The following is a 24,812-nucleotide window of genomic DNA, read 5'->3' on the forward strand; positions in this document are numbered from 1 at the left end:
TAACGGATCTATCACCCTTGACCGCGCCGATTGAAAGGTGTCAGGGCCGTAGGTCTCCCGGATTTCGTCGGAGCGCGACCATATGGTGACGCTATGAACACACGACGCGCAGCGTGTGCGGAGCTGATCGTCTTCACCGACGACGAGCTGGCTCGCTTGGACGCGCTTCCCGACCCCGCACACGAGCTCGAGCCCGCCGCCGCCTGCGAGCTGGAGGCCGGTCACGAGGGTCCGCACCTCGCGCTGGGGCAGACCTCCGGCTTCGACGACGAATGGTGGATCAGGTTTCGCGGTGACGTCCGCGAGTTCGTCACACCGAAGCCGTGCCTGGCCGAGACGCCTGACGAGTCGTGGCGGTGCGGGCTTCCCCAGGACCACCCTGGCGTCCACACCTTCGAGCTGAGCGGGGGCACCTGACGCCCGGTCAGCCCTGACGCCACTCGTCCGACGAGAGCGCTCCCCCCGCCTGCGGGCCCATCAGCGTCAGGCCGCCGTCCACGAACAGCGTCGCGCCGGTGATGTAGGAAGAGGCATGGTCGGCCAGGAACGCGATGGCGGCCGCCACCTCCCTGGCGTCGCCCGGCCGGTCGACGGGGTAGCCGGGGCGGCTGCCCCGTCGCGGTGGCTGGTCCTCCTGGCCGGTCATCGGGGTGGCGATCTCGCCGGGCGCGATCGTGTTCACCGTGATGTCGTACGGCGCCAGCTCCAGTGCCAGCACCCTGCTGAGCATGCGCAGGCCGCCCTTGGCCGCGCAGTACGGCCCCGCGCCCACCCGGGGATACTCCTCGTGCACGCTGGTGACGTTGACGATCCTGCCGCCCAGCCCCGCGGCCACCATCCGGCGGGCCGCCCGCTGGGCGCACAGGAACGCCCCGTCCAGGTCCACGGCCAACACCGAGCGCCACCGGGCGTAGTCGGTCTCCAGCAGCGGCTCGGCGGTGCCCGTGCCCGCGTTGTTGACCAGCACACCTACCCCGCCGAGCTCGTCGGCCAGCTCGTCGATCACTGTGGCGGCCTTCTCGGGGTCGGTCAGGTCGTGCCGGCGCACGGCCGCCTGCCGTCCTCTGTCACGCACCAGGCGCTCGGTCTCCTGCGCGCCCTCCAGATCGGAATGGAAGGTGATCCCCACGTCGAACCCGCGCTGGGCCATCGTCACCGCGGTCGCTCGCCCGATGCCCGAGTCGGCCCCTGTGATGATCACCTTGCGCTCGTAGGCCGGGCTCACCACCGCAGCAGCCCCTCGCGTGACCGGTAGTCCGACCGGTCGGCCCTGAGGCGCCCGGCCAGCTCGTGGAGGTTGCGGGCCAGCCGCTCGGTGTACAGGTCCAGGGCCCGCCAGTACACGGTCGGCTGCTGCTCGAACAGCCGCATCCGGTCTCGCGGGTCCATCTGGGCGAACCGCTCGGCGACCTCGTCGCTCGGGGACACCATGAGCGACCAGTAGAAGGGAAACTCCGGCATGACGTACCTCCGGCGTACCAGCACCTCTCTCGATACCTGGCCGCTGCCCTCAACCGTCGCCGACGAACTCCTGTGACCACCTCTCTTGCACGGATCCTTCCTGTTCGGGCAGACCTCGGATGGAGAGCGCCCGTGCCGTCCTCCGGAGCTGCTCGCGCGCCCATGCCCTCGGCGGTAGGCGGGCGCGCGCCGTTCATGGTGGCCGTGCCCAGGCCGCGGCTAATCTGGGGCGGCGCCTACTGGCAGGCCCGGCTATCAGAACGTGCCGAATGGCGGCGGGGGCGGCCGGTCCCTCGATACTCCGCAACCGGGATGGGCGTGGTCAGGTCCCAGATATCGCGAGCATTTTGATCGTGAAGTCGATTGCTGTGGCGAGCCGTTGGGGGTCGTGTCCGGCGCGTTCGCGTACGCGCAGTCCAAGCACCGTCGTGAACAGCAGCTCCACTGCGGCGTCGACGTCCGATGCGGCGGGCAGGTCGCCGTCGCGGATGCCGCGGCGTAGCAGTGACGCCAGGGTTTTCCTGGTGACTTCGAACGCGTCCTCGGTCCTTTGCCGGACCTCGGGGTCGGTGGTGCCGAGTTCGGCAGCCGTATTGACCACGAAGCAGCCGCGACCTGCCTCGTGGCTGATCATCCAGATCAACCACTCCCGCAGGATCTCGAGGCTGGGGCCGGGGGCGCTGAGCTGCTCTTCGGCTTGCGTGGACTCCGTCGCCCGATAGTGGTCCAGCGTCCGCAAGAACAGTGTGCGCTTGTCGTTGAAGGTGCGATACAGGCTGCTTTGCTTGAGTCTGAGCTCGGCGCCCAGGTCGCGGACGGACGTGGCGTTGTAGCCGCGACGCCAGAACAAGTCGGTCGCCTTGGCGATCACGTCTTGCTCGTCGAACTCCCTGGGCCGTGCCATGGTCGCCACTCTACCAACGTTGTGGAGCGACCGTTCCCGTATTAGGGTTTGCCGTCATATGGGAGCGATCGCTCCCGAATGAGAGAGGGGAGATTCGACGTGACGGCAACGGACCCTACGACGACCGGGCGAGACGCGTCAGCGAAGAATCATTGGATCGCGGTGTCCGCCGTGGCCTTCGGCACATTTCTCCTGGTGACGGCCGAGCAGCTCCCCATCGGGCTGCTCACCCCCGTCGGATCGGCACTGTCGGTTTCTGAGGGGGCGGCGGGTCTGATGGTCACGGTCCCCAGCATCGTCGCCGCCGTCGCGGCGCCGGTGGTCCCGGTACTCGTCGGCAGGATGGATCGCCGGCTCTTGCTCGTCGCCTTGATGGGGCTCATGACGCTCGCCAACCTGGCCTCTGCCCTGGCCCCGAACTATCCGCTCCTGATCACCGCCCGCGTGCTGGTCGGGGTGGCGATCGGCGGGTTCTGGGCCATCGCCGGCGGTCTGGCCGTCCGGCTGGTCCCCGCCCCGCTCGTGCCGCGGGCCACGTCGATCATCTTCGGCGGCGTCGGGGCAGCGAACGTTTTCGGCGTCCCCATCGGCACAGTGATCGGCGGGCTGGCGAACTGGCGGCTCGCGTTCGGCGCGCTGAGCGCGCTCGCCCTGGTCGTGCTGGTCGCCTTGCTGGCCGTGCTGCCGCCGTTGACCGCTGCTCAGCCCGTCGGCCTGCGGCGGCTGGCCGACCAGTTCCGCAACCAGGGCGTCCGGGTCGGCATCCTGGCGACCTTCCTGATCGTGACCGGCCACTTCGCGGCCTACACGTTCATCAGCCCCGTGCTGCAGGATCTGTCCGGCATCGACGCGCAACTCGTCGGGCCTCTGCTGTTCGGATTCGGCATAGCGGGCGTCGCAGGGAACTTCATCGCGGGTGCCGCCGTGGCGAAGCGGCTCCATCGCACGGTCCTCACCATCGCCGCCGCCTTGGGGGTGACCGTGCTGCTCTACCCCATAGCAGGGCTCACCGCCGCGGGCGGAGTGGCGCTGCTCGTCGTCTGGGGCCTGGTGTACGGCGGGGTCTCCACGAGCCTCCAGACGTGGATGATCAAGTCCGCGCCACAAGCGGTCGAGGAAGCCTCCGCTCTGTGGGTGGCGGTGTTCAACCTCGCGATCGGTCTCGGCGCGCTGGCCGGCGGCACAATCGTCGATGCCCTGCCACTCCAGGGCATCCTCTGGCTCGCCGGCGTTCTCGTCCTGGTGGCCGGGCTGGCAGTGTGGAGTGCACGCCGAAACGACAGCCTTAGATGACCCATCTCGCCGATCTGCGTCGATCACGTTTGCTGCGCATCGAATTCGGATAGGGCCCCCGTACCAACCCGTCGACTGGTTCTCTCACACGATGCTGGAGGTCAGCGGCGCCGCCGGGCGACGCTCGCGGCGTAGCCAGGGCGGGTGTTCCCCGCGGCTTGGGCCCATTCGGTGGCGGTCGAGATATGCACGCCGAGGATCGTTCTGCGAGGGAACTCCGGCTCGGGCAAAACCAGCGTGGCCCTGGCTCTCAGGGCGGCGTACGGCAGGCGGGGCCTGGCCGTCATCGGGCTCGAGCGCGACCTTCTGCGCGGCGGCTACGAGACCGTCATCGGCCACGACAGCTCGCTGGAGGAGACGGTCCACCTGATGGTGTCCAGAACCTGGCCTGGTCTGACCGCTGACCGCTGACCGGGGCTGAGTGCGGGGTCCGAATGTCGCCAGCGTGGCCTTCGGCGTACCGGACAGACTGCGGTCATGAGCACGACGGAGCAGCGGGCCGACGACGCCTGGGCGGTTATGGAGAAGTTCTACGCGGCCGAGGCCGCGTACGTGGCGGCGGGCGGCTTCGGGACGTCGAGCTACGACGAGGTCGCCGCATACCTGGATCCCGAGGTGGTCCTGCACCAGGCGCCGGGGCTGCCGTTCACCGGAACGGGCACCTGGCGGGGACGTGACGGCCTGGAGCGGTTCCTGGCCACGTTCAGCGAGGTCTGGGAGTCGATGGAGTTCCTGGAGCAGGAGCACTGGGGTGACGCCGACACCGTCGTGGTGCGGAGCCTGGTGCGCTTCCGCTCCCGGGCCACGGGCCGGGAGGTCGACGCCCTGATCATGCAGCTGATCAGGGTGCGGAACGGCCGGATGCTCGAATGCCGCCCGTTCTACTGGGACCCCGCCGCCATCGCCGACGCCTGCGCCTAGCTGGTTCTCAGGTGCACCAGGTAGCCCACGAACTTCCGGTCGCCCAGGTTCTTCGTCCACCTTTCGGCGCTCTCCACGGGCGACAGCACGGCAGAGCCCTCGACGGCGTACATGGTCGGGGAGGTCGCGCCGGGCTTCGGCGCGTAGGCGCAGTGCACGGCGCTGATCGCGGTCACCACGGCCTCGGTCACCGGGGTGTCGGCGGGGACGAGGTGGTGATCTTCGGCCTTGTCGACTCTCACGTCGCCCAGGACCGTGGCCAGCCAGTCGCGGTCGGGTTCGCCCAGCTTCCACGACACTCGCGACCCGACGCCGAACGGATCGCCACAGCACTGCATCTGCCAGTCATCGACCCACACGACCAGATCCATGGGGCAAGTGTGCCGCATCTCCACGGGCCGAGCGGCTTCTTCCCTCCTCGGTAGTTCGCCCGGATCTGTTACGCGGCGGCGCGGCGCCTCGGTGGCCAGGTCGAACGGGATACAGCGCCGGGGCTTCCACGTGACGGTCATCGTCCACCGAGGGCGGCGCGTGGCCGTCCTCGGTCATCCTTACCGCCGTCCGACGGCTCGATGTCGGTCACCTTCGTGGAGACCCCGGCGCTGCGGGAGAGTCCGCGTCCGCCGGTTGCTGGAGCTGGTTGGAGCGCCCGCTGTCGCGCACCGACCTGTCCGCTCTCACGTCGCGAGGCTCGCCCAGCTCTTCACCTACCGGGACTGACGGCGGGCGCGTCAGAGGTCGGTGGAGATGATCTTTTCGATGTTCCGTTCGGCGAGCGCCGTGATGGTGACGAACGGGTTGACGCTGGTGTTGCCGGGGATGAGCGCGCCGTCGATGACGTACAGGCCGGGGTAGCCGGTGAGGCGGCCGTAGTTGTCGGTGGCCTTGTTCAGCACCACGCCGCCGAGCGGGTGGTAGGTGAGGTGGTCGCCCCAGATCTTGTAGGTGCCGAAGAGGTCGGTCCGGTAGATCGTCCCCTCCTTCGCGTTGATCTTGTCGAAGATGGTCTTGGCCATGTCGATGGACGGCTGCTTCCAGGAGGTCTGCCAGTTCAGGTCGACCGTGCCCGTCGCGGCGTTCCAGGAGAACTGGGCGCGGTTCGGGTTCCTGGTGATCGACAGGTAGAACGAGGCGTAGGTCTCGATCCCGGTGGGCAGCGGGGCGATCTCGGCGAACGCGCCACCGGCCGTCCAGTTGTCGATGCCGGAGCATGGAATGGTCGACTGGAGCTTGCCGGTCGGGTCCCACATGTGGTTGGCGCGGCCGCACATGACGTTGCCGTTGTCGCCCCACTCCTTGCCGACCGCGTCGTTCAGCCGGGGCAGGACGCCGGTGGCCTTCAGCTTGACCAGCAGCTTGCTGGTGCCGACGCTGCCGGCGGCGAAGAAGACCCGGTCCGCGGTCACGGTCTTGGTGGCCGTGGTGTCACCGTTGGTGTTGATCTGCTCGATGACGACCGTGTAGCCGCCGGCGGCCGCGGGGGCGACCGAGGTGACCTTGTGCAGCGGCGAGATGGCGACCCTGCCGGTGGCCTTGGCCCGGGCGAGGTAGGTCTGCTGAAGAGACTTCTTGCCGTGGTTGTTGCCGTAGAGGATCTCGCCGGCCAACGCCGACTTGGTGACGGTTCCGGCCGCCTCCTGCTTCATGTAGTCCCAGTCGTACACGTCGGGCACGAAGACGAACGGGAAACCGGACCGCTGGGCGTGCTTACGGCCGACCCTGGAGTACTGGTAGCAGGCGGCGGAGTCGAACCAGATGGGGTCCACGGTGCCGACCCCGAGCCCGGCGTTGGCCCGCGGGTAGTAGGTGGCGTACATCTCGTCGGCGTTCACCGACGGGAGGACGGCGGCGAAGTTCTCGCGCTTGGGCGTGACCGCCATGCCGCCGTTGACCAGCGAACCGCCGCCGACGCCCCGGCCCTGGTAGACCGTGATGCCGCTGAAGTCCTCGGCGTCCAGGATGCCGGTGTAGCGGGTGATGTCCCTGTCGATCGGGAAGCCGAGGAAGAAGTTGAGCGGCGCCTTGGTCCTGGTGCGCAGCCAGTACGACCGGTGGTCGGGCTGGAGTGTGTTGCAGAAGATCTTGCCGTCCGGGCCGGGGGTGTCCCATGCCATGCCCATCTCGATCAGGTGCACGTCGACGCCCGCCTGGGCGAGCCGCAGAGCGGCGACGGAGCCGCCGTACCCGGTGCCGATCACCAGGGCGGGGACGTGGGCCCCGCTGGTGATCGGAGCCGCCGGGAGGGTGGCGTGCGCCTGGGCGGTGGCGCGACCCGCCAGGGCCGCGACGCCTAAAAGAGAACCGGTTCCAGCGATGAATCCACGGCGCGAGATGCTCATGTGCTGATCCTCTTGATCACAGCGAGTCTTTTCGCTTGGCGGAGGGTGATGAACCGCTGGGCAGCACGCATACGGTGTCGAGGCCCAGCACATGGTTGAGCCGGCCGAACGCCAGCCAGGAGCCGATGCTCATGCTCAGTTCCACGATCTCGAGCTGGCTGTAGTGCGCGGTCATCCGGGTCCAGAATTCGTCGTCGAGGCCGTGGTGATCCAGGGCGTACCGCTCGGCGTACTCGGCGGCCAGCCGGGTGCGGTCGTCGAAGGCGTCGGTGGTACGCCACTGGGCCACGGCGTCGGCGAACTCCTCCTCGACCTGCTGCCCGTCCCGTTCGGTCCGCCAGTCGAGGCAGAAGACGCACCCGTTGATCTGCGCGATCCGCAGCCGCGCGGCCTCGAACTCGCGGAGTCCGAGGGTCGTGTGGGCGTACACCGCCATCGAGAACTTCGAGGCGGCGATCCCGATGCCGGGGACCATCTCGCCCCACACGTACTCGATCGCGTCCCTTCCCTCAGGGATGTCGATCCTCATGGCTGCTTCCTCCCGAGTTTGCCGACCGCGGGGCGGAGCGGGACGTCGAGCGCGTCGTAGAGCCCGGGTTCTGCGGCCACGAGCCAGTCGATGGCACCCACCAGCCGGCCGACCGCGGTGGCGTTCCCGCCCGCGGACCGGTTGCCGTCCTCGTCGGTGGCCTCGACCGTCACCTCGATGCGCGGACGGCCCTCGATGATCACCCGATGCGCCCCGTCGCCGTCGGGCGGCGTCGGCCAGTCCGGCGCGCACGACGGGTGGATGCGGGTGACGTGCTCGATGACGATGCGGGGCTCGCCCTCGACGATGCCCTGCACCTCGAACCGCACCGCGCCCTGGGTGCCCGCCGCGAACTCGCCCATCGTCCTGGTGATCACCGTGGCGTCGAGCGGGCGCCGGTCCAGGGCCTCGCGGATCTCGTCGAGCTCGACGCCGAGGGCCCTGGCCATCAGCCGTACCTGCCCGCCCCAGACCATGGTCGGAACCGTCGGCGCGAGCATGGGCGGCTCGTAGTCCATCGGCTGGCCCATGCCGACGATGTACCGGACCGAGTCCTCCTGGTCGTAGGTGGTGTAGTCGAAGATCTCCTGACAGCGGATCACGTCCACGGTGCCGCCGAGCCCGCTGATCAGCAGCGGCAGGACGTCGTTGCCCCAGCCGGGGTCGACGCCGGAGACGAACAGCGAGCCGCCGCCGTCCTCGATGGCTGCGAGTACGGGTTCCCGCAGCTCCGGCGGGGCGTTGCGCTGGTCGTAGAGCGCGTAGAGCGACGGCGTGACGACGACGGCTCCGGCGCGGATCGCCCTGATGATGTCGGCGAGGGCTCCGTCGGGGCGAATGTCGCCGGACGCCGCGTACACCACGGCCCGCGGACCGGCGGCCAGCACGGCGTCGATGTGGTCGGTGGCCGCGACTCCCAGGTCGCGGCCGAGGCCGCCGAGTTCGCCCGCGTCGCGGCCGACCTTGTCGGGGTTGTGGACGAGCACGGCCGTAAGTTCCAGTGCCGGGTGGGCCTCGACGGCACGGATGGCCGCACGGCCGACATTGCCGGTACCCCAGACAATCGTGGACACCATGGGCGGAGCGTAGCAAGCGCTTGGTTAGGTGTATAGGGCCGTCGCGGCGGGCTACGGGTCCGGAGCCGAGGGCGGCATCGGAATGAGCTCCATGATCGAGTCCCGCACCATCGCCAGCACCCACAACACGCCCATGACGAGCCCGGCGGTCACTACGAGGATCACCACGAGCAGCGCCACCACGGTGCGCCAGGAGGGCGGGGTGCGGCGCTGGTGCGTCATCATGCCGTCAGCAAAGCAGGCGGACGGCCGGCCTACCAGCCGGCTGCCTTTTCGCCGGGCACCCTCATCCGCTGACGTTCCTGCGCCTTCTGGAGATCCGGCGACATGGTTCACGCAGCACCACCGGTGATGCCCGGTGACCGGCTTCTACGGCTCCACCGTCAGCCTGCGGCGCTGCTCGGTGACCGGCTTCTACAGCGCCATCGCCGGGTGATCAGGCTCGGTCCCCAAAGCCACCTGGGTTGACGGCCTGGGGTCCCAGCGAATCGGCGCTGGGCGCGAACTTCCCTCCCCTGCATGGCGTCTACCTCTCCGCAACCAGCGATTCACCAGGAGTGATCATGCGCGTTATCGCTGCACCACTCGTCTCGATCGTTCTCGTGCTCACCGCCTGCGGGACCCCTACCGTCACCAGCACGCCGGACAGCGCATCCGCGACGCCCGCAGCATCAGCTCCGAGCGCCGAGAAGGCCGCCAAGGTCGGCAGCACAATCACGCTCCAAGGCGCCGACGAGGCACTCAAGGTCGCTGTGAAACTCTCCAAGGTGCTCACCAAGCCGGCTGCTGCCAATGAGTTCAGCACGCCACAGGACGGTCACCGCTTCTACGCTGTCGAGCTCGTCATGAAGAACGTGGGGACCGGCGCCTACAGCGACAGCCCAGGGAACGGCGCGTACGTCATCGACAGCGATGACCAGCAGTACAGCAGCACCATCGCGGACGTGAAGGGCGGCAAGCAGTTCCCCGGAACCGTGACCATCAGCGCCGGCGACAGCCGACGCGGCCTGGTGGTGTTCGAGGTGCCCAAGGCGGCGAAGATCGTCAAGTTCCAGTTCGCTCTGGACAGCGGGTTCGCCGACCAGAAGGGCGAGTGGACTCTCGAGTAGAGGGCCGGCGCCGGCGGCGCAGGCTCGGCCGGCCGTACGACATGGCACAGGAGGGCGCGGCACCCGGGCCGAGCGGCACGGCGCGGTGGAAGGCGTGGGCCCATGACGATGCCCTCGGCTGCTTCCCCACGACCGAGGGCATCTATATGTCCAATATATTCCTGTATGTCCGAGTCGCATATGGTCGCGAGGTGGAGTTCGCCATCCGGGATGGACGCAGTGTCTGCGCGTATCTCCCGCGGTTGGTGGCACGTTGTCTCACGTCGCCGAGTCAAGCCGACCCTCGTGATCGAATCCTCGGGTAGCGTCGTGCGCTGAGAATCGGATCAGCTCTGACGGAGGCCCGATGGCATGGTTAAGCCGGTGGCGGCGTTCCGCCGCATTCTGGCGCGTGCTGACCCTTGTCCTGGCCGGACTCCCACAGCTTCTCAACGTCCCCTTCCCCGATCTTCCCGACCTCGGCGCGGAGCGGACCGATGTTGACTTGACGATCGCCACGGTGTCGACGGGGATAGTGGTGCGGCACCATTCACCGCTCGAGCAATGGCTCGAGTTCATCTTGGAGTCCGGCCTGGTCGTGCTGCTGCCCGCCGCCGTGTTCGCGCTGCCTCGTGCGTACGGCCGGCAGGTCGCCCCCTGGGTCTCCGGCGGCCTGGTCCTTCTCGGATCGGTCATCGGGTACATCGGGATATCGGCGCTCGAAGATGGCGGTATCGCGGGCTTGGCCTACCTGTTGTTCCTGTCTCCGTTCTACGTGCTGGCTGGGGCTGCCCTGTTCAAGAGCGAACGGCTGGCTCTCCGGCAGTCCGGCGAACCTGTCTGAAACGCCGCCGCCAGGTCTTTGTGGCCATATGTCTTTTTCGTGACGAGGTCATGCTGGGCTCGTGATCATGTCTCTGGTTGGCGGAGCCCCAGGCCAGCAGGGTTGCACTCATCCTCACGTTCGCCGGCCCTAGCCTGTCGGCAAGCACTTCGGGGCCGCACCGACCCGATTTGGGCGTCCTCAGTGGAGTCGTGGGAACTCTCGTACCCGTCCTCCTGGCATTGCCACTCGGGGTGCTGATCGACCGGACCCGAGGACACTCCTGTAGTGCACCCATAGTGCACCCAGCGATGGGGCGTACCGCGGAGGGCCGAAGTGAGCAGTAGTGGGCACCTGGACGCACTTCAAGGTGGGCAGCCTTCTGCGGCAACGTGACGGGCGCGGTATCACGTTGAGACAGGAGCATGTGGGTGATCACGATCTGCCCAGGAAGGCGAAGCCATGGTTTTGATGGGAATCCCTCACTGCTGACGGATGACCATCAGCGCTCGCCCAAGGGACCAGCGCCGCTGCCTGCTCTGGCGGCCGAGCCGTGGTCGTTCGGCGCGCTGGGCGCATTGGTGGTCCACACCCCCGCGGGGCCGGTGGAGCTCGGGCCGCTGCAGCGGCGGGTGCTGCTCCTGCGGTTGCTCGCGGAAGACGGCCGGCCCGTCTCGCCCGAATGACTGTGCGAGGACCTGTTGGGCGGACGAGCACCGAACGCGGCGCTGTCCTCGTTGCGCGCCCACATCAGCAGGCTCCGCTCCGCCCTGGCGGTTTCCCGGCAAGCCGGCACCGGCATGCTCACGCACACGTCGGGTGGCTAAGCCTTGCATGTCGCGCGCGAGCAACGTGACACCGGACTGTTCGAGCACCGTGTTCAGCACGCCCAGGACTCGCGGCGGAGAAGCGATGGGCCCAGGTGCGCGCAGGCCGCTTACCGACAAGTCGGCCTGACAGCGTCCTCGCCACATTGACTACATGGAGAGACATTGAGCGCCACAAGCACATTCGACCAAGCCATCGCACTTGCCCGCACCGAACGCGCGGCCGTCCACCACGCCGAACTGGACGCCTCCTGGGGGTTCGGCCCGAGGATCCACGGCGGGCTGCTGATGGCCCTCGCCGGACACGCGCTTTCGCTGGATCTGCGGGAGGAGTCTGGGCACGCCGATCCCATCTCCCTGAGTGCGTACTTCCTCTCAGCCGCGCAGTCCGGCAAGGCCGTTGTGAGCACGCAAGTCCTTCGCCGCGGCAGAAGTCACACCAGCGCGATGGCTTCCCTCGCACAAGACGGCCAGGAACGGATGCGTATCCTCGCGACGTTCGGCAATTTGGACGACCAGCCTTCCGCCGCTCCTGTGCAGGTGTTCACGGCTCCGCCGAGGATGCCTTCCCCCGAGAAGTGCGTGGGCACGGAGGCGGCACCACCCGAGTTACTCAAGGAGGCGCCACTCCTGGAGCGTTTGGACCTACGCCTCGACCCCCAGTGTGTGGGCTGGGCGCTCGGGGCGCCTTCCGGTCAGAGCTGGATGCAGGGCTGGCTGAGGTTCCCGGACGATCGTGAGCCCGATCCACTGATGCTCCTGTTGGCCGTCGATTGCCTTCCGCCGGTCAGCCTCGACCTCGGTGTCTCGGGTTGGGCGCCGACGTTGGAGCTCACCGCGCACATCCGGGCGAGGCCCGCCCCGGGCTGGCTACGGTTGAAGCATTCCACGGTTCTGGTCGGCGGCGGCTACATGGAAGAGGACGCCGAGATCTGGGACTCGGAAGGACGTCTGGTTGCGCAGTCCCGGCAACTGGCCCGGGTCGGGCGGGCGTAGCCTGGCCCGGTGGTCGGCGACCTCGCCAGAGGCGCCGGGCCATCCCACATCTGACGCAATCCGTACCCCACCGGATAGGCAAGAATCACCGACGCGAACGTGCGCGGGCCACTGCGATCGTCGTGAGCATGAGCAGCGCCCCTCCTCAGGCTTATGACCAGGACACCGCCGGTTATCCTGCCGGATGCCGCCGCAGGGGAAACGCGCTCGATCACGAAGCGATCCTGACGTGTCGCGAAGCGTTGCGGCAGCGGCCGGAAGGGGACTGGTGAGCAGTGGAGGGTGGGCGTGCTAGGAGGCCAGGTGCAGGCGGCACGAGACCGTGCCTTCGTGGGGCGGGCGGCCGAGCTGGGCATTTTCCGCGCCGCGCTGTCCGGTGGCGCGAAGCCTGTCGCGGTGGTGTACTTGCACGGGCCCGGAGGCATGGGCAAGTCCATGCTGCTGCGCCGCTTCGCCGCCGAAGCGCGAGCGGCTGGACGTCATGTGCTGGAAATCGACGGCCGGCTCATTGAGCCTACTCCGGAGGCGTTCGCGAAAGAGGCCGAGACGGTGCTCACCGACGAATGCGCCGTCCTACTCGTCGACACCTTCGAACGATGCCAGGGACTCGAGGGATGGCTGCGGGACAGGTTTCTGACCCGGCTGCCGGCCGGGGCACTCGTCGTCATCGCGGGACGGCAGCCGCCGGACGTGCGGTGGGTCTCCGATCCAGGCTGGGCGGAGCTGCTGCGGACGGTGGCCCTGCGGAATCTCGCGCCGGACGAGGCCACGGCCTTCCTACGCCTGCGTGGCGTGCCGGAGCGGATGCACGCGGCGCTGCTGGCCTTCACCGGTGGCAATCCCCTCGCCCTGACGCTCGCTGCGGCGGTGGCCGAGCGGGACGAAGAGGGAAGGACGGACTGGCGGCCCAGCCGCGATGTCATCGAGACGCTGCTGCCCCAGCTGATCGGCGAGGTGCCCACGCCGGTGCACCGCCGGGCTCTGGAAGTGTGCGCCCACGCCTATCTCACCACGGAGTCGCTCCTGCGTGCCGTGCTCGGCGACGAGGCGGTGCGGACGTTCGCCTGGTTGCGCGGCCTTCCGTTCGTCGAGTCCGCCCAGCAGGGCCTGTTCCCGCACGACGTGGTCCGTGAGGCGCTGGAGGCCGACCTGCGATGGCGTGATCCCGAGGGGTACGCGGAACTGCACGGCAAACTCCGCCGCCACTTCTTCGAGCGGATCCAGACAGCCCCAGAAAGCGGGATGCTGCCCGCCGTGGGGGCGTTCATGTATCTGTACCGGGCCGGTCGGTACATGTCCGACTACATCACCTGGCGTGGTGAGGACGAGCTGTGGCTGAGCCGCTGCGAACCGGCGGACCACGCCACGGTGATCGACATGACGGCCGAGGTCGAGGGCCCGGACTCAGCGGCCGTGGCGCGTTTCTGGCTGAGCCGGCAGCCGGAGGCGTTCCGGCTGTGCCGGTCGACGCGGAACGACGAGATCGTGGGCTTCTCCGCCTGGCTGCGGCTGACCGAGCCGTACGGCGAAGACGCCGACCCTGTGATCGAGACGGTCTGGGCGCACGCCCGAAGCTCCACCTCGTTGCGTCACGGCGAGCATCTCGGCGTGGCGCGCTTCTCCGTGACCTCGCGGAAGTATCGCAAAAACCTCAACAGTCCCATCTCGCCGGTCGAGGATCTCCATCAGTGGCGAATCGTGGCCGAGATCGCCCGTGCCGGGCCCAGGCTGGCCTGGTCCTATCTCGCGATCCGCGCCGGAGAGTTCTGGGCTCCGTACCTGACGAGTCTCGGCCTCGAGATCGTCGCGGACCGGCCACGAGTCGGCGACCTGACCTACACGCTGTTCGGGTACGACTGGCGGACCCAGCCGCTATGGACGTGGGCGGAGGAGAGGACCCGTCTGATGCTGTCAGGCCTGCCATCTGTTCCCGAGGCGCCCGCCACGGGCCGGCGCACCGAACTCGTGGTCCTGGACCGGCCGGAATTCGATGCCGCCGTGCGCGACGCGCTGCGCGTGCTGCAGCGGTCGGCGGAGCTCGCGAACAATCCACTGGCCCGCAGCAGGTTGATCGTCGAGCACGGTGTGGCGCTGCATGACGTACTGACCCAGGCCATCGAAGCGCTGCGCAAGGAGCGGGGCGGCGAGAAGCACCATCGTGCGGTCGTGGCCACCTACCTGCGCGGCGTGTCCACCCAGGAGTCGGTCGCCGCGCGGCTGGGGCTGCCGTTCAGCACGTATCGCAGGCACCTTGCCGGCGGGGTGGAGCGGATCTGCGATGCGCTGTGGCGGAAGGAGATATACGGGGCAGGCGCCGATCAGTGAGATGCAGGGCATCACTGAGCTGGAGCGTGAAGTCTGCAGCGTCGAAGGTCGGCTCCACCTCTCGGGTGGGATGGCGGCCCGACGCGTACGGGCGGGCGGCGGGCGGCATCGTACGCGGGAGCGCTCATGGAATTGAACGGGCGAGGCGTACTTGCACGGTGAGGCCGCCGGCGGGGTTGGCGGTCGCGGTGAGCGTGCCGCGGTGCGCGGTGGCGACCGCGCGGACGATCGCGAGGCCGAGGCCATGCCCACCGGGCCGCTCGGCGTCGCGGTGGCGGGTCCGGCCGGTGCCGCGGGTGAAGGGCTCGAACAACACCTCCACCTGCTCCGGCGTGACCCGCGGGCCGGTGTTGGCGACGGTGATGACGGCCTGGCGCTGGTCGGTGCCGACGTCGACCATGGCCCGGCCGCCGGGGTGGTTGTGCCGGATCGCGTTGACCACGAGATTGACGGCGAGCTGGCGCAGCAGGGTCGGATCGCCGTCCACCAGTGCCGTGTCGAGCCGTGCGGTCACCGACACGCCGCGCTCGGCAGCCTCCCTTGCCGCGATGGCGATGGCGTCGCGGGCGAAGCCGGCCAGGTCAGCGGGTGCCGTGGTGGCGACGCCGTCCTCTGCGCGGGCGAGGTCGAGCAGGGCGGTGACGATCCGCTCGCTGCGCTCGTTGACCTCGGTCAGCTCGGCGAGCAACGTGGACAGGTCACAGGCCGACGGGTCGGCCGCAGCAAGGTCCAGGAGGGCCTGACTGGTGGCCAGCGGGGTGAGCAGCTCGTGCGAGGCGTTGGCGGCGAAGCGCCGGTGCCCCTCGAAGGCAGCCTGCAGGCGGGCGAGCATGCCGTCGAAGGTGTCGGCCAGCACCCTGAGCTCGTCGTACGGCCCCTGCAGCGAGACCCGCTCGTCCAGGTTCCCGCCGGCGATCCTCCCCGCGGTGGCGGTGATCCGGCGGATGGGGGCGAGCATGCGGCCGACCACGAGCCAGCCGACGCCCGCCGCACCCAGCGCGCACGCCGCCAGCGCCACCCCGGAGGCGAGCAGCAGCGTGTCGAGCACCTGCGTTCCGGCGCCGGCCGGCGCCGGAACGGTCTCGTTTGCAGACACGGTCGGCGTGGGCGCGACGGCGGGGGTGAGCAGGCGGGACATCAGCAGGTAGACGATGGCCAGCGCGGCGGCCGTACCCGCGGTGAAGGTGGCGCAGTACAGCAGGGTGAGCCAGGCCCGGATGGTCAGCCGGGGGCGCAGGCCCATCATGGCCCCAGCCGGTAGCCTGAGCCGATCTCGGTGTGGATCGCCGGCGGGTCACCGAGCTTGCGCCGCAGCGAGTGCACGGTGATCCGCACCGCGTTGGTGAAGGGGTCGGCGTGTTCGTCCCAGGCCTTCTCCAGCAGGTGCTCGGCGCTGACCACGCCGCCCTGGGCGACGAGCAGGATCTCCAGCACGGCGAACTCCTTGCGGGTCAGCCGGATGTCACGGCCGTCACGGCTGACGCGCTGGGTGTGCGGGTCGAGCCGTATCCCGGCGCCGGTCAGCACCGGCGGACGGGTCTGGGCCGGGCGCCGGTGCAGCGCCCGCACCCTCGCGACCAGCTCGGGGAGCCGGAACGGCTTGGTCAGGTAGTCGTCGGCGCCCAAGCCGAACCCGCTGACGGTGTCGTCGAGCGTTCGCGCCGCGGTCAGCATCAGGATGCGACACGCCGAACCGCTCTCGACCAGTCTCCGGCACACCTCGTCACCGTGCACGAGAGGCAGATCACGGTCCAGGATCAGCACGTCGTACGCGGTGACGGCGAGCCGCTCCAGCGCTGCGGCCCCGTCGGCGGCCAGATCCACCGCCATGGCCTCGCGGCGCAGGCCCGCCATCAGCGTCCGCGCCAGCAGTGGTTCGTCCTCGGCTATCAGAACCCGCACCGGCCCACTCTCTTCACCGTGCCCGTCACTCCTGTGCCCCATCCTGGCCGACGCGGTGTTTGGCCGGCGTTCGCTCGCGGACCGCGCCGATGGCCCGGTTTCCAAACCCTGGCCGAATGCGCCTGCTGGCTCAATGGGCGGTGCTCGAACACCGACGAGCGAGAACATCGGCGAACAGGAGCAGCGAATGAAGATAGGACTCAAGCCGGCGGCACTGATCGGTGCCCTCGTCCTGGGCGGGCTCACCGCCGCTGGAGTGGCATACGCCTCGGAGGGCGACACCAGCAATTGCGGGGTGCCCGGCCCGCTGACGTCGGCGGTCAGGCCGGACTCCGCGCCGGCCGCCGAGGCGGGACAGCGGGAGCCCGGCGACGGCCCGCTGTGTGTACCGGCCGTCCCGGCGGTCCCGGCGAAATGACCGAACGCGCCCGCGCACGGAGGTGCGCGGGCGCGTGCCGCCGCGATCGGCGATCCAGGTCGGCCCTGGATGTCCAGGTGGCGCCCCTCGAAGGGCCGGAACGGGCAGCAGTTGACAGCGAGTGGCCTGGTAAGTGAGCAACTCGCCATCCGATGCTTTGGCGCGGCGTCACAAGGCGTGACGTCAGGGAGGATCTGATGGTCAAGTTCAACCGTTCGAGCGCGATCGCCGTGGTGGCCACCGCGGTCATGGCCAGTGGCTGCCTGATGGCGACACCGGCCACCGCGGGGACGGCCGTGGACGTCTACCTCGCCGCTACCCTGCTCGGGGACAACGAGGTAGGGACGGGCGACAAGGACGGCGGGGCGATCGCCCTGTTCCACATCACCGGGAACAAGATCGAGTACGCCGTCCAGTGGCGTGGTACCGAGGCCCCGACCGCGTTCCACATTCACCAGGGCAAGGCGGGGAAGGACGGCAAGGTCGCTGTGCCCTTCTTCGGGGAGCAGCTGCCCGGCCGGCTCAACGCCGTGGCAGGCGTGGCCCGTGCGGATTCCGGGCTGCTGAAGAGCATCGCGAAGAACCCCAAGAACTGGTACGCCAACCTGCACACCGCCGAGTTCCCCGACGGCGCCGTACGCGCCCAGCTCAGGCGGGTGCCGAAGGTGGACCTCGACTCGCTCCTGGACGTGGGTGCGAAGACCGCGTTCAGCGCCGTGGCCAACGCCGAACAGGAAGTACGCGAGCCGGGCAAGAAGGTCGGGGACAAGAGCGGCGTGGCCGTCTGGCTCGTCTGGCTGAAGGGCACCAAAGTCCACTTCGCCACCCTCTGGCAGGGCATCGGAGCGCCCACCAACGCCCACCTGCATCGGGGCAAGAAGGGCAAGAACGGCCCTGTGGCGGTGGACTTCTTCGCCGCGTCCGGCGGGCTGCCGGCGGGTGTCACCGGCGTCGCAGGCAGCGTGAACGCATCGTCCTCGATCATCAAGGGCATCAAGCAGAGCCCGAAGAACTGGTACACGAATCTGCACACCGCCGAGTTCCCTGACGGCGCGGTCCGCGGCCAGCTCGCCAAGGGCGGCTGGTAGCGGGCGCGGCTCGCCGGGGCCCGCATCGGGTGTGTGATCAGAAGCGCGGCCACGGCGGAACTGCTCTACCAGAGGGACGCGGACAAGTTGTTCATCCCCGCGTCCCTCGCCAGACTCCTCACCTCGGCGGCGGCACGATCGCCTTCTCCTTCGTCCTCAACCAGGACCTGGTCACCTCGTCAAGCCGGTGGAGGAGTCATTGCGATCAGGCTCTCCCGCTTCGGCCGGGGGCCGGACTCCCGGCAAAGGGAATCCGGCACCAGCAAGTCTTCTAGCCGATGCTCCTGCTGATCTGGGCAGCCATCATGACGTGCCCCGTCAGGTTGGGGTGGGCGGACATGGCGCCGAGGGGCACCACGGGCTCGATGAACCGCTTGTTCGCGGGCTGGCACATGTCCGCGCCCTTCGTGGCCGTGTACAGGTCGACGTAGGTCGTGCTGTTCCACGCCGCCTGCTGCCTGAGCATCTCGTTGAGCTGGAAGACGGTGCGGTCGAGGTACGGGATGTCGCCCTTGGCGAAGGGCACGGACTCCCACTTGCAGTCGGCGCCGTTGGCGGGTAGCAGCGAGGGGTAGCCGACCAGCACGACCCGTGCGCGGGGACTACGCCGCTTGATGTCCTGCAGGACCGCCCCGATCCGGGGGGACAGCTTCTCGATCCGCTGTCTTAGCTGGTCGCCGTAGTGCTTCTGGCACGGGCTGCCGTTGCGGTCGCTCGAGGCGCGCGAGACGCAGGTGGCGATGATCTCCGAGAAGCCGATGTCGTTGCCGCCGATGGTCAGAGTGACCAGCGTCGTGTCCGCGGACAGGGAATTGGCCTGCGGCGGTTTGCTGCCCTGGTGGTTCCAGATGCTGCGGGTGGTGGCGGCGGTGCAGGTGGCGTTCTTGAACGAGGACTTGTAGACCTTGGCCAGCAACGCTGGCCAGCTCCGGGCGGAGCGCGCGCACTGGGAGTCCTGTTGCTCGCTGAGGCCGGTGCCGGAGGCGTACGAGTCGCCGAGGGCGACGTAGCGGGATGTGACGGTCGTACCGGCCGTGCCGTCGGTCTCGGCGACGGCGATGCCGGTGGTGGCTGAGATCGAGGCGCTGACCACTGCGGCCGTCGTCGCGATACCCCGCGCGAATCGCATGCGGATATGTCCGGTCATGAGGGTTCTTTGCTCCAATGGTGTGTCCGGGGGTGAACGAGACAATGGGGCGTCGTCGGAGCGCCATGCGCTGCCTGTGACGGCCGGACGCAGATGATCGCACCGAGCGGTGATCACTTCACAGATCAGACGGGTGTTCAGTCGGCGCTCACTGCTGATCAGAGCGGGACACCGGATCTATCCGTACGCCCGGCCGGCGCGGGGCTTCGCGCGTACCTTCTGGGGGCGCCCAGGCGCTGGGCGGCCGGACGTCATGGGTTCGAGATGGGCGGCCGGCTCATCGAGCCCACGCGCGAGGCCGGAGTTCGACGCCGCGGTGCGTGATGTGCTGCGGCGGCATGCGCTGAACGGCGGAACTCGTGCCGAACCCGCTGACCTCAGCAAGCTGACCGTCGAACGGATAGGCTCCCGGCTGATGAACAGCGGTCAGCTTTCCGGCTTGCTCGCGATCTTCTTTCCGCGTACCGCGGAGTACAGCACGGATGCCTGGAACACGCCGGCCGTGGTCAGAGTGAACAGGAACGTGGTCGGTGCGAGGTCTGGCGCGATCAGCGTTACCAGCCAGGACAGCGGCATTGTCACCACGAACAGCCAGACGCCGGCCAGGCCGTCGTTGTCCGGCAGCCGGACCGAGATCTCCACGAAGAGCCTCACACCGATAATGAGCAGGATGTAGGACCCGCTGAGCGCCACGGCTAGCTTGCCCCGCTTGTACCCGGCGATATGGCGATATGCGTTACGAACCGATCTCATGAATGCCGCTCTGTCGAAGGAAGGCCATCCAAGTACGCGTCCGGGCCCAGTCGCAGGCGTTGGGACGATGAATCGCCCCCGGAGCTCGTAACGGAAGTCCTCTGGCCTGATCTGCCGGGCACACCATGGCAGCGGTGATTGCTCACGCACCAGGCCGCGCGTTGCTCACCGCTGCTCGCTTCCCGCGTCCTGCGCAGGCCGAGCGCCATCCGCGTCGGCATGCCCTTGGTGCCTGCCTGTTCGGGGACGACCGCATACCGGCACCAGCTCAAGCCGGTGATCACCAAAGGTCCTCGCACGATGAACACCGTCTTCGGCGACAGGCCGACGGGTTGAGTCCGAGTGAGATGGCTCCCCGATTGGCTCCTATCGACTTCCAGAAACGGAAAAGGGCCCGACCCGCTTTGCGGATCAAGCCCTCTACCTGGTCTAACTGGGTCGGGGTGGCGGGATTTGAACCCACGGCCTCTTCGTCCCGAACGAAGCGCGCTGCCAAGCTGCGCTACACCCCGGTGCACGCCCGTCTTGCACGTGCCTGCACGAGTCTAGCGGACTTCGGGGGTGCGTGTGACGCCTCAGCGGCGCGGTACCAACGTCAGCAGCGAAGCTTCGGGGAAGCAGGCGAAGCGGGCGGGGGCATAAGGGGAGGTCCCGAGCCCCGCCGACACGTGCAGCCAGGCCGACTCGTGCCGGTGAAGTCCTTTCACGCGGGCCCTGTCGATGCCGCAGTTGGTCACCAGGGCGCCGTAGAACGGGATGCAGAGCTGGCCGCCGTGGGTGTGCCCGGCCAGCAGGAGCTGGTAGCCGTCGGCGGCGAACAGGCTCATGTTGCGTGGTTCGGGGGAGTGCATGACGCCCAGGCGGAGGTCGGCGTCGCGGGGGGCCGGGCCGGCCACGAGGTCGTAGCGGTCGCGGTCGATGTGGGAGTCGTGGATGCCCGCCACGGCGATGTCGAGGTCGCCGACCTTGATGCGGGCCGTGGTGTTGTTCATGTCGAGCCAGCCCTCGGCGGCCATGCCCTCACCGAGCTCGCGCCAGGGCAGGGAGGGGACGTGCTGGCGGCGTTCGCCCTTGGAGGTGCGCCAGAGGTAGCGGACCGGGTTCTTGGGCTTGGGCGCGTACAGGTCGTTCGAGCCGTACACGAACAGGCCAGGACGCGACAGCAGCGGCTCGAGGGCGTGCATGAGCGCGGGGACCGCGTCGACGTGGGCGATGGAGTCGCCGGTGTTGACGACGAGGTCGGGCTCGAGGGAGCCCAGCGAGCGCACCCAGTTGATGAGCATGCGCCGGCCCGGCGTCAGGTGGAGGTCAGAAAGGTGCAGGATGCGCACCGGGCGCTGGCCCCGTTCGAGGACTGGCACGTCGAAGCGGCGCAGACGAAAGCTGTTGCGCTCGATGACCGAGGCGTAACCGAGGCCGGCCACGCCCAGGCCGAGCAGGGACAAGGGGACTGCGACAGCTTTCCTCATCTCTTCATGATGCCTGAAAGGATGGAGCACATGAGCGCATTGAAGGACAAGCTGAAGGCCGACCTGTCGGCCTCGATGAAGAGCAGGGACGAGGTACGCCTGCGGACCATCCGCATGGCGCTGGCCGCGATCAACGTGGAGGAGGTCTCGGGCAAGCAGGCCAGGGAGCTGTCCGACGACGAGATCCTCAAGGTCCTCACCAAGGAGGCCAAGAAGCGCCGCGAGGCCGCGGAGGCGTTCGGCGGCGCGGGCCGCGCGGAGCAGGCCCAGGCGGAGCTCGACGAGCAGGCCGTCCTGGAGGAGTACCTGCCGGCGCAGCTGTCGGACGAGGAGCTGGGCCGCATCGTCGACGAGGCCGTCGCCGAGCTCGGCGTGTCGGGTCCGCAGGCGATGGGCCAGGTCATGAAGGTCGTCAACCCGAAGGTGGCCGGCCGCGCCGAGGGCGGCCGCGTGGCCCAGATCGTCCGCACGCGCCTTTCCTGACCGTACGGCAAGCCCACCCGAGCCCACCGCGGTCACCGCCGGCCGTCCGTCCATCACGGCACTCCAGCGGCGACGGTGACCCGCCGTGACGTGGCGGCCGGGAGAGCCGTAGGACACACCAGCGCCGGAGGCCCGCGCAGGCCTCCGGCGTGAGAAGGGTCAGTCTCGGCCGCGGCCGGGAGTGATCGGGCCGCCGTCGCCCTCGGTGTCCCAGATGTCGATCGGGCCGTTGTCGTCGGGGTTGCCGAACGGGCCGTCGTCCCCGCGGTCCCTGCCCCTGTCCTTGTCCTTCTTCGGCGGCTTGGGCGCGCAGCTCTTGGAGCATCCGCCGAACCGGTCGCGGTTGTAGGGCGTGAAGGACGGGGCCTCGACGCCCTTGAGCGCCTGGATCATGGAGTCCTTCCAGATCCGGCCCGAGATGGTGGCGCCGTACACGTAGCTGTAGAACTGGCCGCCGATGGTCACGTTGGTCAGGTCGTGCTCGAAGGCGCCGCGCGGGTCGCCGACGCTGACCGCGGAGGCCAGGTTGGGCGTGTAGCCGGCGAACCAGGCGGCGGTGTAGCCGTCGGTGGTGCCGGTCTTGCCGGCCGCCTCGCGTCCGATGCCGCCGACCTCGCCCATGGTGCCCCTGGTGAACACCCCGGACATGACCTCGTTGACCGCGTCGGCCACTTCCTCGTCCATGACCTGCTTGCACTTGGGCTTGGCGGGGGTGATCTTGCCGTTGCGGTCGCGGATCTCGGTGATGGCCATCGGCCTGCAGTACTGGCCGCGGGCGGCGAAGACGGCGAAGGCGTTGGAGACGGTGACGGGGTCCATCTCGTTGACGCCGAGGGTGAAGGTCGGGACCTCCTGCAGCTTGCCGCCGTCGGCGCGCTTGATGCCGAGCTTCTCGGCCACCTTGACGACCTTGCAGAGGCCGACGGCCTCCTCGAGCTTCATGAAGAAGGTGTTGACCGAGCCCTCGGTGCCGGTGCGCAGCGTCTTGAAGCCGCCGCCGCCCTCACTGGAGTTGCGGACGCTGTGCGTCTCGCCGACCCGCCTGCCCTTGCAGTCGCGGAAGGGCGACAGCGCGTTGGTGGGGATGTCGTACGAGGAGCCCGTGGAGTTGCCGTCGTCGATCTTCCAGCCGTTCTCCAGCGCCGCGGCCAGCGTGAACGCCTTGGCGGTCGAGCCCTGCTGGAAGCCGACCCCGCCGCCGTGCTTGCCGTCGGCGGCCAGGTTGATCAGGGTCTCGTTCTTCTTCTTGTTGTCGCCGAACTTGCGGCTGGCGGCCATCGCCTTGATCTCGCCGGTGCCCGGCACGACCATCGCCTGGGCGGCGACCGGCTTGTCCTTGGTGCTGACCCGCTTGGCGATGGCCTGCTCGGCGGCCTTCTGCATCTTGGGGTCGAGCGTGGTCTTGATGCGCAGCCCACCGCGCTGGAGCAGCTTCTCGCGGTCTTCCGGCGTGGCGCCGAAGTCGGGGTTGGTGAGGATCTCGTTCTTCACGTAGAGGCAGAAGTACGGGTACTTGCTCTCCTCGCAGCCGCCCGGGATCTTGGTGCCCTTGAAGCCCAGCTTCTCCTTCTTGGCGGCGGCCGCCTCGGCCACGGTGATCTTCCCCAGCTCGGCCATCCTGTCGAGGACGGTGTTGCGCCGGTTCATCAGGTGGTCCCTGGCGGTCTTGCCCAGGGTGGGGTCGGTGCGGACCGGGTTCTGCACCGCTCCGGCCAGCGTGGCGGCCTCGGACAGGTCGAGCTTGGCGGCGGGCTTGCCGAAGAAGCGCTTGGCCGCGGCCTGGATGCCGTAGGCGCCCGCGCCGAAGTAGGAGATGTTGAGGTACTTCTCGAGGATCTGGTCCTTGGTGTACTTGGCCTCGATCGCCATGGCGTAGCGCAGCTCGTCGAGCTTGCGGGAGACGGTCGGCGCGATGGCCGCCATCGCCTCCTTCTTCGTCTTGGCCTTGTTGAACTGCACCAGCTTGACGTACTGCTGGGTGATCGAGGAGCCACCCTGGACCACGCCGCCGCCCGTGATGTTCTTGGCGAGGGCGCGGGCGGTGCCCTCGATGTCGATGGCGCCGTGCTCGTAGAAGCGGAAGTCCTCGATCGAGATGATCGCGGTGCGCATCACGGGGGCGATCTGGTCGATCTTCACCGACTCGCGGTTCTGGTAGTAGAACTGCGCGATCTGCTTGCCGTCGGCGTCGAAGATCTCGGTGCGTTCAGGAAGCGGGGGCTCGTCGAGCCGCTCCGGTCGCAGGGAGAGCGACTCCGTCGTCGACTTGGCCGTCAGGCCCACGCCGCCCACGGCGGGCAGCGCGATGGCGGCGGTCAGCACGCCACCGGCGGTGCCGGCGGCCAGCAGCCGTACGACGTTCACGAACGGGTTCGAGCGGTCTTTGCCCTGAGCTTGCACGGAACCAAGACTACGTCGAAAGAGAGGCGTAATCGGTAACTGGAGCCCATTTCGCCTTGACTGGGTGGGGTGACTAGTCATTCCCGGTCAAGTATCTCGCGAGAAATTGGTCCTGCCGGGTCTGTCGGCCCGAAGGTCTGGTTGCGTACGTTCTCCACTGCGGCAACTGAATACGGAGGCTCGGCGCCCGCGCCCGTCGGCCCCAAATGACGACTGACCACCTAAGGGGAGTGGGGTCGAAACATGTGGATCACGGATTGGACCTCCCGTGCCGCCTGTCGGGGTGCGGATCCGGACGCGCTGTTCGTCCAGGGAGCCGCTCAGAACAGGGCGAAGCTGATCTGCCGAGGATGCCCGGTCCGTACCGAGTGCCTCGCCGATGCGCTCGACAACCGCATCGAGTTCGGGGTGTGGGGCGGTATGACGGAGCGGGAACGGCGAGCGCTGCTGCGGCGGCGGCCCGATGTGGACTCATGGCGTGAGCTGCTGGAGTCCGCGAAGGAAGAGTACGAGCGGACTAACGAGCTGATCGCCGGCTGAACGTCGCGACGGCACGGCCGGCGGAACCTC

27 protein-coding genes, 1 tRNA gene and 1 pseudogene are annotated in these 24,812 nt (G+C 68.6%); 14 read left to right on the top strand and 15 right to left on the bottom strand.

Annotated features, from left to right (window positions below):
- The first annotated feature begins 93 nt into the window (after positions 1 to 93).
- Positions 94 to 417, top strand: coding sequence for a hypothetical protein (locus H4W81_RS37330; protein ID WP_192779100.1), 324 nt, complete (start codon positions 94 to 96; stop codon positions 415 to 417).
- A gap of 7 nt (positions 418 to 424) precedes the next feature.
- On the opposite strand, the gene H4W81_RS37335 is transcribed toward H4W81_RS37330, so the two are convergent.
- The 3 genes from H4W81_RS37335 to H4W81_RS37345 form a co-directional block, all read right to left on the bottom strand.
- Positions 425 to 1,225, bottom strand: coding sequence for an SDR family oxidoreductase (locus tag H4W81_RS37335; RefSeq protein WP_318782258.1), 801 nt, complete (start codon positions 1,223 to 1,225; stop codon positions 425 to 427).
- Entirely contained in the window at positions 1,222 to 1,461 is a 240-nt protein-coding gene (locus H4W81_RS37340) for a hypothetical protein (RefSeq protein ID WP_192779102.1), read from the bottom strand. Before H4W81_RS37340 ends, H4W81_RS37335 begins: the two co-directional genes overlap by 4 nt.
- 322 nt (positions 1,462 to 1,783) lie before the next feature.
- Complete coding sequence (locus H4W81_RS37345; RefSeq protein WP_192779103.1) at positions 1,784 to 2,365, bottom strand: TetR/AcrR family transcriptional regulator; 582 nt, start codon at positions 2,363 to 2,365, stop codon at positions 1,784 to 1,786.
- Positions 2,366 to 2,536: 171 nt separating this feature from the next.
- On the opposite strand from H4W81_RS37345, the gene H4W81_RS37350 reads away from it, so the two are divergent.
- The 3 genes from H4W81_RS37350 (at position 2,537) to H4W81_RS37360 (ending at position 4,579) form a co-directional block, all read left to right on the top strand.
- Entirely contained in the window at positions 2,537 to 3,658 is a 1,122-nt protein-coding gene (locus H4W81_RS37350; RefSeq protein ID WP_318782527.1) for an MFS transporter, read from the top strand.
- A 237-nt stretch (positions 3,659 to 3,895) separates the two neighbouring features.
- A complete protein-coding gene (locus tag H4W81_RS48010; protein WP_225958984.1) occupies positions 3,896 to 4,069 on the top strand; it encodes a hypothetical protein in 174 nt (57 codons plus the stop codon).
- 66 nt (positions 4,070 to 4,135) lie between these two features.
- Complete coding sequence (locus tag H4W81_RS37360; RefSeq protein ID WP_192779105.1) at positions 4,136 to 4,579, top strand: nuclear transport factor 2 family protein; 444 nt, start codon at positions 4,136 to 4,138, stop codon at positions 4,577 to 4,579.
- On the opposite strand, the gene H4W81_RS37365 is transcribed toward H4W81_RS37360, so the two are convergent.
- From H4W81_RS37365 to H4W81_RS37385, 5 genes are all read right to left on the bottom strand, one after another.
- Complete coding sequence (locus H4W81_RS37365) at positions 4,576 to 4,950, bottom strand: DUF6578 domain-containing protein (protein ID WP_192779106.1); 375 nt, start codon at positions 4,948 to 4,950, stop codon at positions 4,576 to 4,578. The genes H4W81_RS37360 and H4W81_RS37365 overlap by 4 nt on opposite strands.
- Positions 4,951 to 5,310: 360 nt before the next feature.
- Positions 5,311 to 6,918: a GMC oxidoreductase gene (locus H4W81_RS37370; protein ID WP_192779107.1), complete on the bottom strand. Its 1,608-nt coding sequence runs from the start codon at positions 6,916 to 6,918 to the stop codon at positions 5,311 to 5,313.
- A gap of 16 nt (positions 6,919 to 6,934) precedes the next feature.
- Positions 6,935 to 7,447 (bottom strand): carboxymuconolactone decarboxylase family protein, encoded by a 513-nt coding sequence (locus H4W81_RS37375; protein ID WP_192779108.1) that lies wholly within the window; start codon positions 7,445 to 7,447, stop codon positions 6,935 to 6,937.
- Entirely contained in the window at positions 7,444 to 8,523 is a 1,080-nt protein-coding gene (locus H4W81_RS37380; protein WP_192779109.1) for an NAD(P)H-dependent amine dehydrogenase family protein, read from the bottom strand. Before H4W81_RS37380 ends, H4W81_RS37375 begins: the two co-directional genes overlap by 4 nt.
- Positions 8,524 to 8,574: 51 nt before the next feature.
- Positions 8,575 to 8,748, bottom strand: coding sequence for a hypothetical protein (locus tag H4W81_RS37385; protein ID WP_192779110.1), 174 nt, complete (start codon positions 8,746 to 8,748; stop codon positions 8,575 to 8,577).
- Between the two features lie 338 nt (positions 8,749 to 9,086).
- On the opposite strand from H4W81_RS37385, the gene H4W81_RS37390 reads away from it, so the two are divergent.
- The 5 genes from H4W81_RS37390 to H4W81_RS37410 all read left to right on the top strand — a co-directional run bounded on the left by H4W81_RS37390 (position 9,087) and on the right by H4W81_RS37410 (position 14,582).
- Positions 9,087 to 9,632, top strand: coding sequence for a DUF4352 domain-containing protein (locus H4W81_RS37390; protein WP_225960610.1), 546 nt, complete (start codon positions 9,087 to 9,089; stop codon positions 9,630 to 9,632).
- Positions 9,633 to 9,978: 346 nt separating this feature from the next.
- Positions 9,979 to 10,455 (top strand): hypothetical protein, encoded by a 477-nt coding sequence (locus H4W81_RS37395; RefSeq protein ID WP_192779112.1) that lies wholly within the window; start codon positions 9,979 to 9,981, stop codon positions 10,453 to 10,455.
- A 410-nt stretch (positions 10,456 to 10,865) separates the two neighbouring features.
- Positions 10,866 to 11,120, top strand: a complete 255-nt coding sequence (locus tag H4W81_RS37400) for a hypothetical protein (protein ID WP_192779113.1) — start codon at positions 10,866 to 10,868, stop codon at positions 11,118 to 11,120.
- A gap of 306 nt (positions 11,121 to 11,426) precedes the next feature.
- Positions 11,427 to 12,257, top strand: coding sequence for a thioesterase family protein (locus H4W81_RS37405; protein WP_192779114.1), 831 nt, complete (start codon positions 11,427 to 11,429; stop codon positions 12,255 to 12,257).
- A gap of 303 nt (positions 12,258 to 12,560) precedes the next feature.
- Positions 12,561 to 14,582 (top strand): AAA family ATPase, encoded by a 2,022-nt coding sequence (locus H4W81_RS37410; protein WP_192779115.1) that lies wholly within the window; start codon positions 12,561 to 12,563, stop codon positions 14,580 to 14,582.
- Positions 14,583 to 14,706: 124 nt separating this feature from the next.
- On the opposite strand, the gene H4W81_RS37415 is transcribed toward H4W81_RS37410, so the two are convergent.
- Together H4W81_RS37415 and H4W81_RS37420 are read right to left on the bottom strand one after the other, a co-directional pair.
- Complete coding sequence (locus H4W81_RS37415) at positions 14,707 to 15,828, bottom strand: sensor histidine kinase (RefSeq protein ID WP_192779116.1); 1,122 nt, start codon at positions 15,826 to 15,828, stop codon at positions 14,707 to 14,709.
- Positions 15,825 to 16,484, bottom strand: coding sequence for a response regulator transcription factor (locus H4W81_RS37420; protein ID WP_192779117.1), 660 nt, complete (start codon positions 16,482 to 16,484; stop codon positions 15,825 to 15,827). Before H4W81_RS37420 ends, H4W81_RS37415 begins: the two co-directional genes overlap by 4 nt.
- Before the next feature lie 187 nt (positions 16,485 to 16,671).
- On the opposite strand from H4W81_RS37420, the gene H4W81_RS37425 reads away from it, so the two are divergent.
- From H4W81_RS37425 to H4W81_RS50240, 3 genes and pseudogenes are all read left to right on the top strand, one after another.
- Positions 16,672 to 16,902 (top strand): hypothetical protein, encoded by a 231-nt coding sequence (locus tag H4W81_RS37425; RefSeq protein ID WP_192779118.1) that lies wholly within the window; start codon positions 16,672 to 16,674, stop codon positions 16,900 to 16,902.
- A 197-nt stretch (positions 16,903 to 17,099) separates the two neighbouring features.
- Positions 17,100 to 17,990, top strand: coding sequence for a CHRD domain-containing protein (locus H4W81_RS37430; RefSeq protein ID WP_192779119.1), 891 nt, complete (start codon positions 17,100 to 17,102; stop codon positions 17,988 to 17,990).
- 18 nt (positions 17,991 to 18,008) lie between these two features.
- Positions 18,009 to 18,281: pseudogene (locus tag H4W81_RS50240) on the top strand (D-alanyl-D-alanine carboxypeptidase); the annotation flags it as partial.
- On the opposite strand, the gene H4W81_RS37440 reads toward H4W81_RS50240, so the two are convergent.
- From H4W81_RS37440 to H4W81_RS37455, 4 genes are all read right to left on the bottom strand, one after another.
- Positions 18,262 to 19,137: an SGNH/GDSL hydrolase family protein gene (locus tag H4W81_RS37440; RefSeq protein ID WP_192779121.1), complete on the bottom strand. Its 876-nt coding sequence runs from the start codon at positions 19,135 to 19,137 to the stop codon at positions 18,262 to 18,264. The pseudogene H4W81_RS50240 and the gene H4W81_RS37440 overlap by 20 nt on opposite strands.
- 426 nt (positions 19,138 to 19,563) lie before the next feature.
- Complete coding sequence (locus tag H4W81_RS37445) at positions 19,564 to 19,890, bottom strand: SCO4225 family membrane protein (protein ID WP_192779122.1); 327 nt, start codon at positions 19,888 to 19,890, stop codon at positions 19,564 to 19,566.
- A 438-nt stretch (positions 19,891 to 20,328) separates the two neighbouring features.
- Positions 20,329 to 20,402, bottom strand: a tRNA-Pro gene (locus tag H4W81_RS37450).
- Positions 20,403 to 20,465: 63 nt separating this feature from the next.
- Positions 20,466 to 21,359 (bottom strand): metallophosphoesterase, encoded by an 894-nt coding sequence (locus tag H4W81_RS37455; protein WP_192779123.1) that lies wholly within the window; start codon positions 21,357 to 21,359, stop codon positions 20,466 to 20,468.
- Positions 21,360 to 21,389: 30 nt separating this feature from the next.
- Here H4W81_RS37455 and H4W81_RS37460 point away from each other — a divergent pair, with 30 nt between their 5' ends.
- Positions 21,390 to 21,842, top strand: a complete 453-nt coding sequence (locus H4W81_RS37460) for a GatB/YqeY domain-containing protein (RefSeq protein ID WP_192779124.1) — start codon at positions 21,390 to 21,392, stop codon at positions 21,840 to 21,842.
- A 159-nt stretch (positions 21,843 to 22,001) separates the two neighbouring features.
- Here H4W81_RS37460 and H4W81_RS37465 read toward each other — a convergent pair whose 3' ends face one another.
- Positions 22,002 to 24,242 (bottom strand): transglycosylase domain-containing protein, encoded by a 2,241-nt coding sequence (locus tag H4W81_RS37465; protein ID WP_318782260.1) that lies wholly within the window; start codon positions 24,240 to 24,242, stop codon positions 22,002 to 22,004.
- A gap of 243 nt (positions 24,243 to 24,485) precedes the next feature.
- On the opposite strand from H4W81_RS37465, the gene H4W81_RS37470 reads away from it, so the two are divergent.
- Positions 24,486 to 24,782 carry a WhiB family transcriptional regulator gene (locus H4W81_RS37470; protein ID WP_148036282.1) on the top strand — a complete coding sequence of 99 codons (297 nt, stop codon included), beginning with the start codon at positions 24,486 to 24,488 and terminating at the stop codon, positions 24,780 to 24,782.
- Positions 24,783 to 24,812 lie beyond the last annotated feature (30 nt).

Origin of the sequence: Nonomuraea africana (assembly GCF_014873535.1) — a bacterium.
Lineage (GTDB): Bacteria > Actinomycetota > Actinomycetes > Streptosporangiales > Streptosporangiaceae > Nonomuraea > Nonomuraea africana.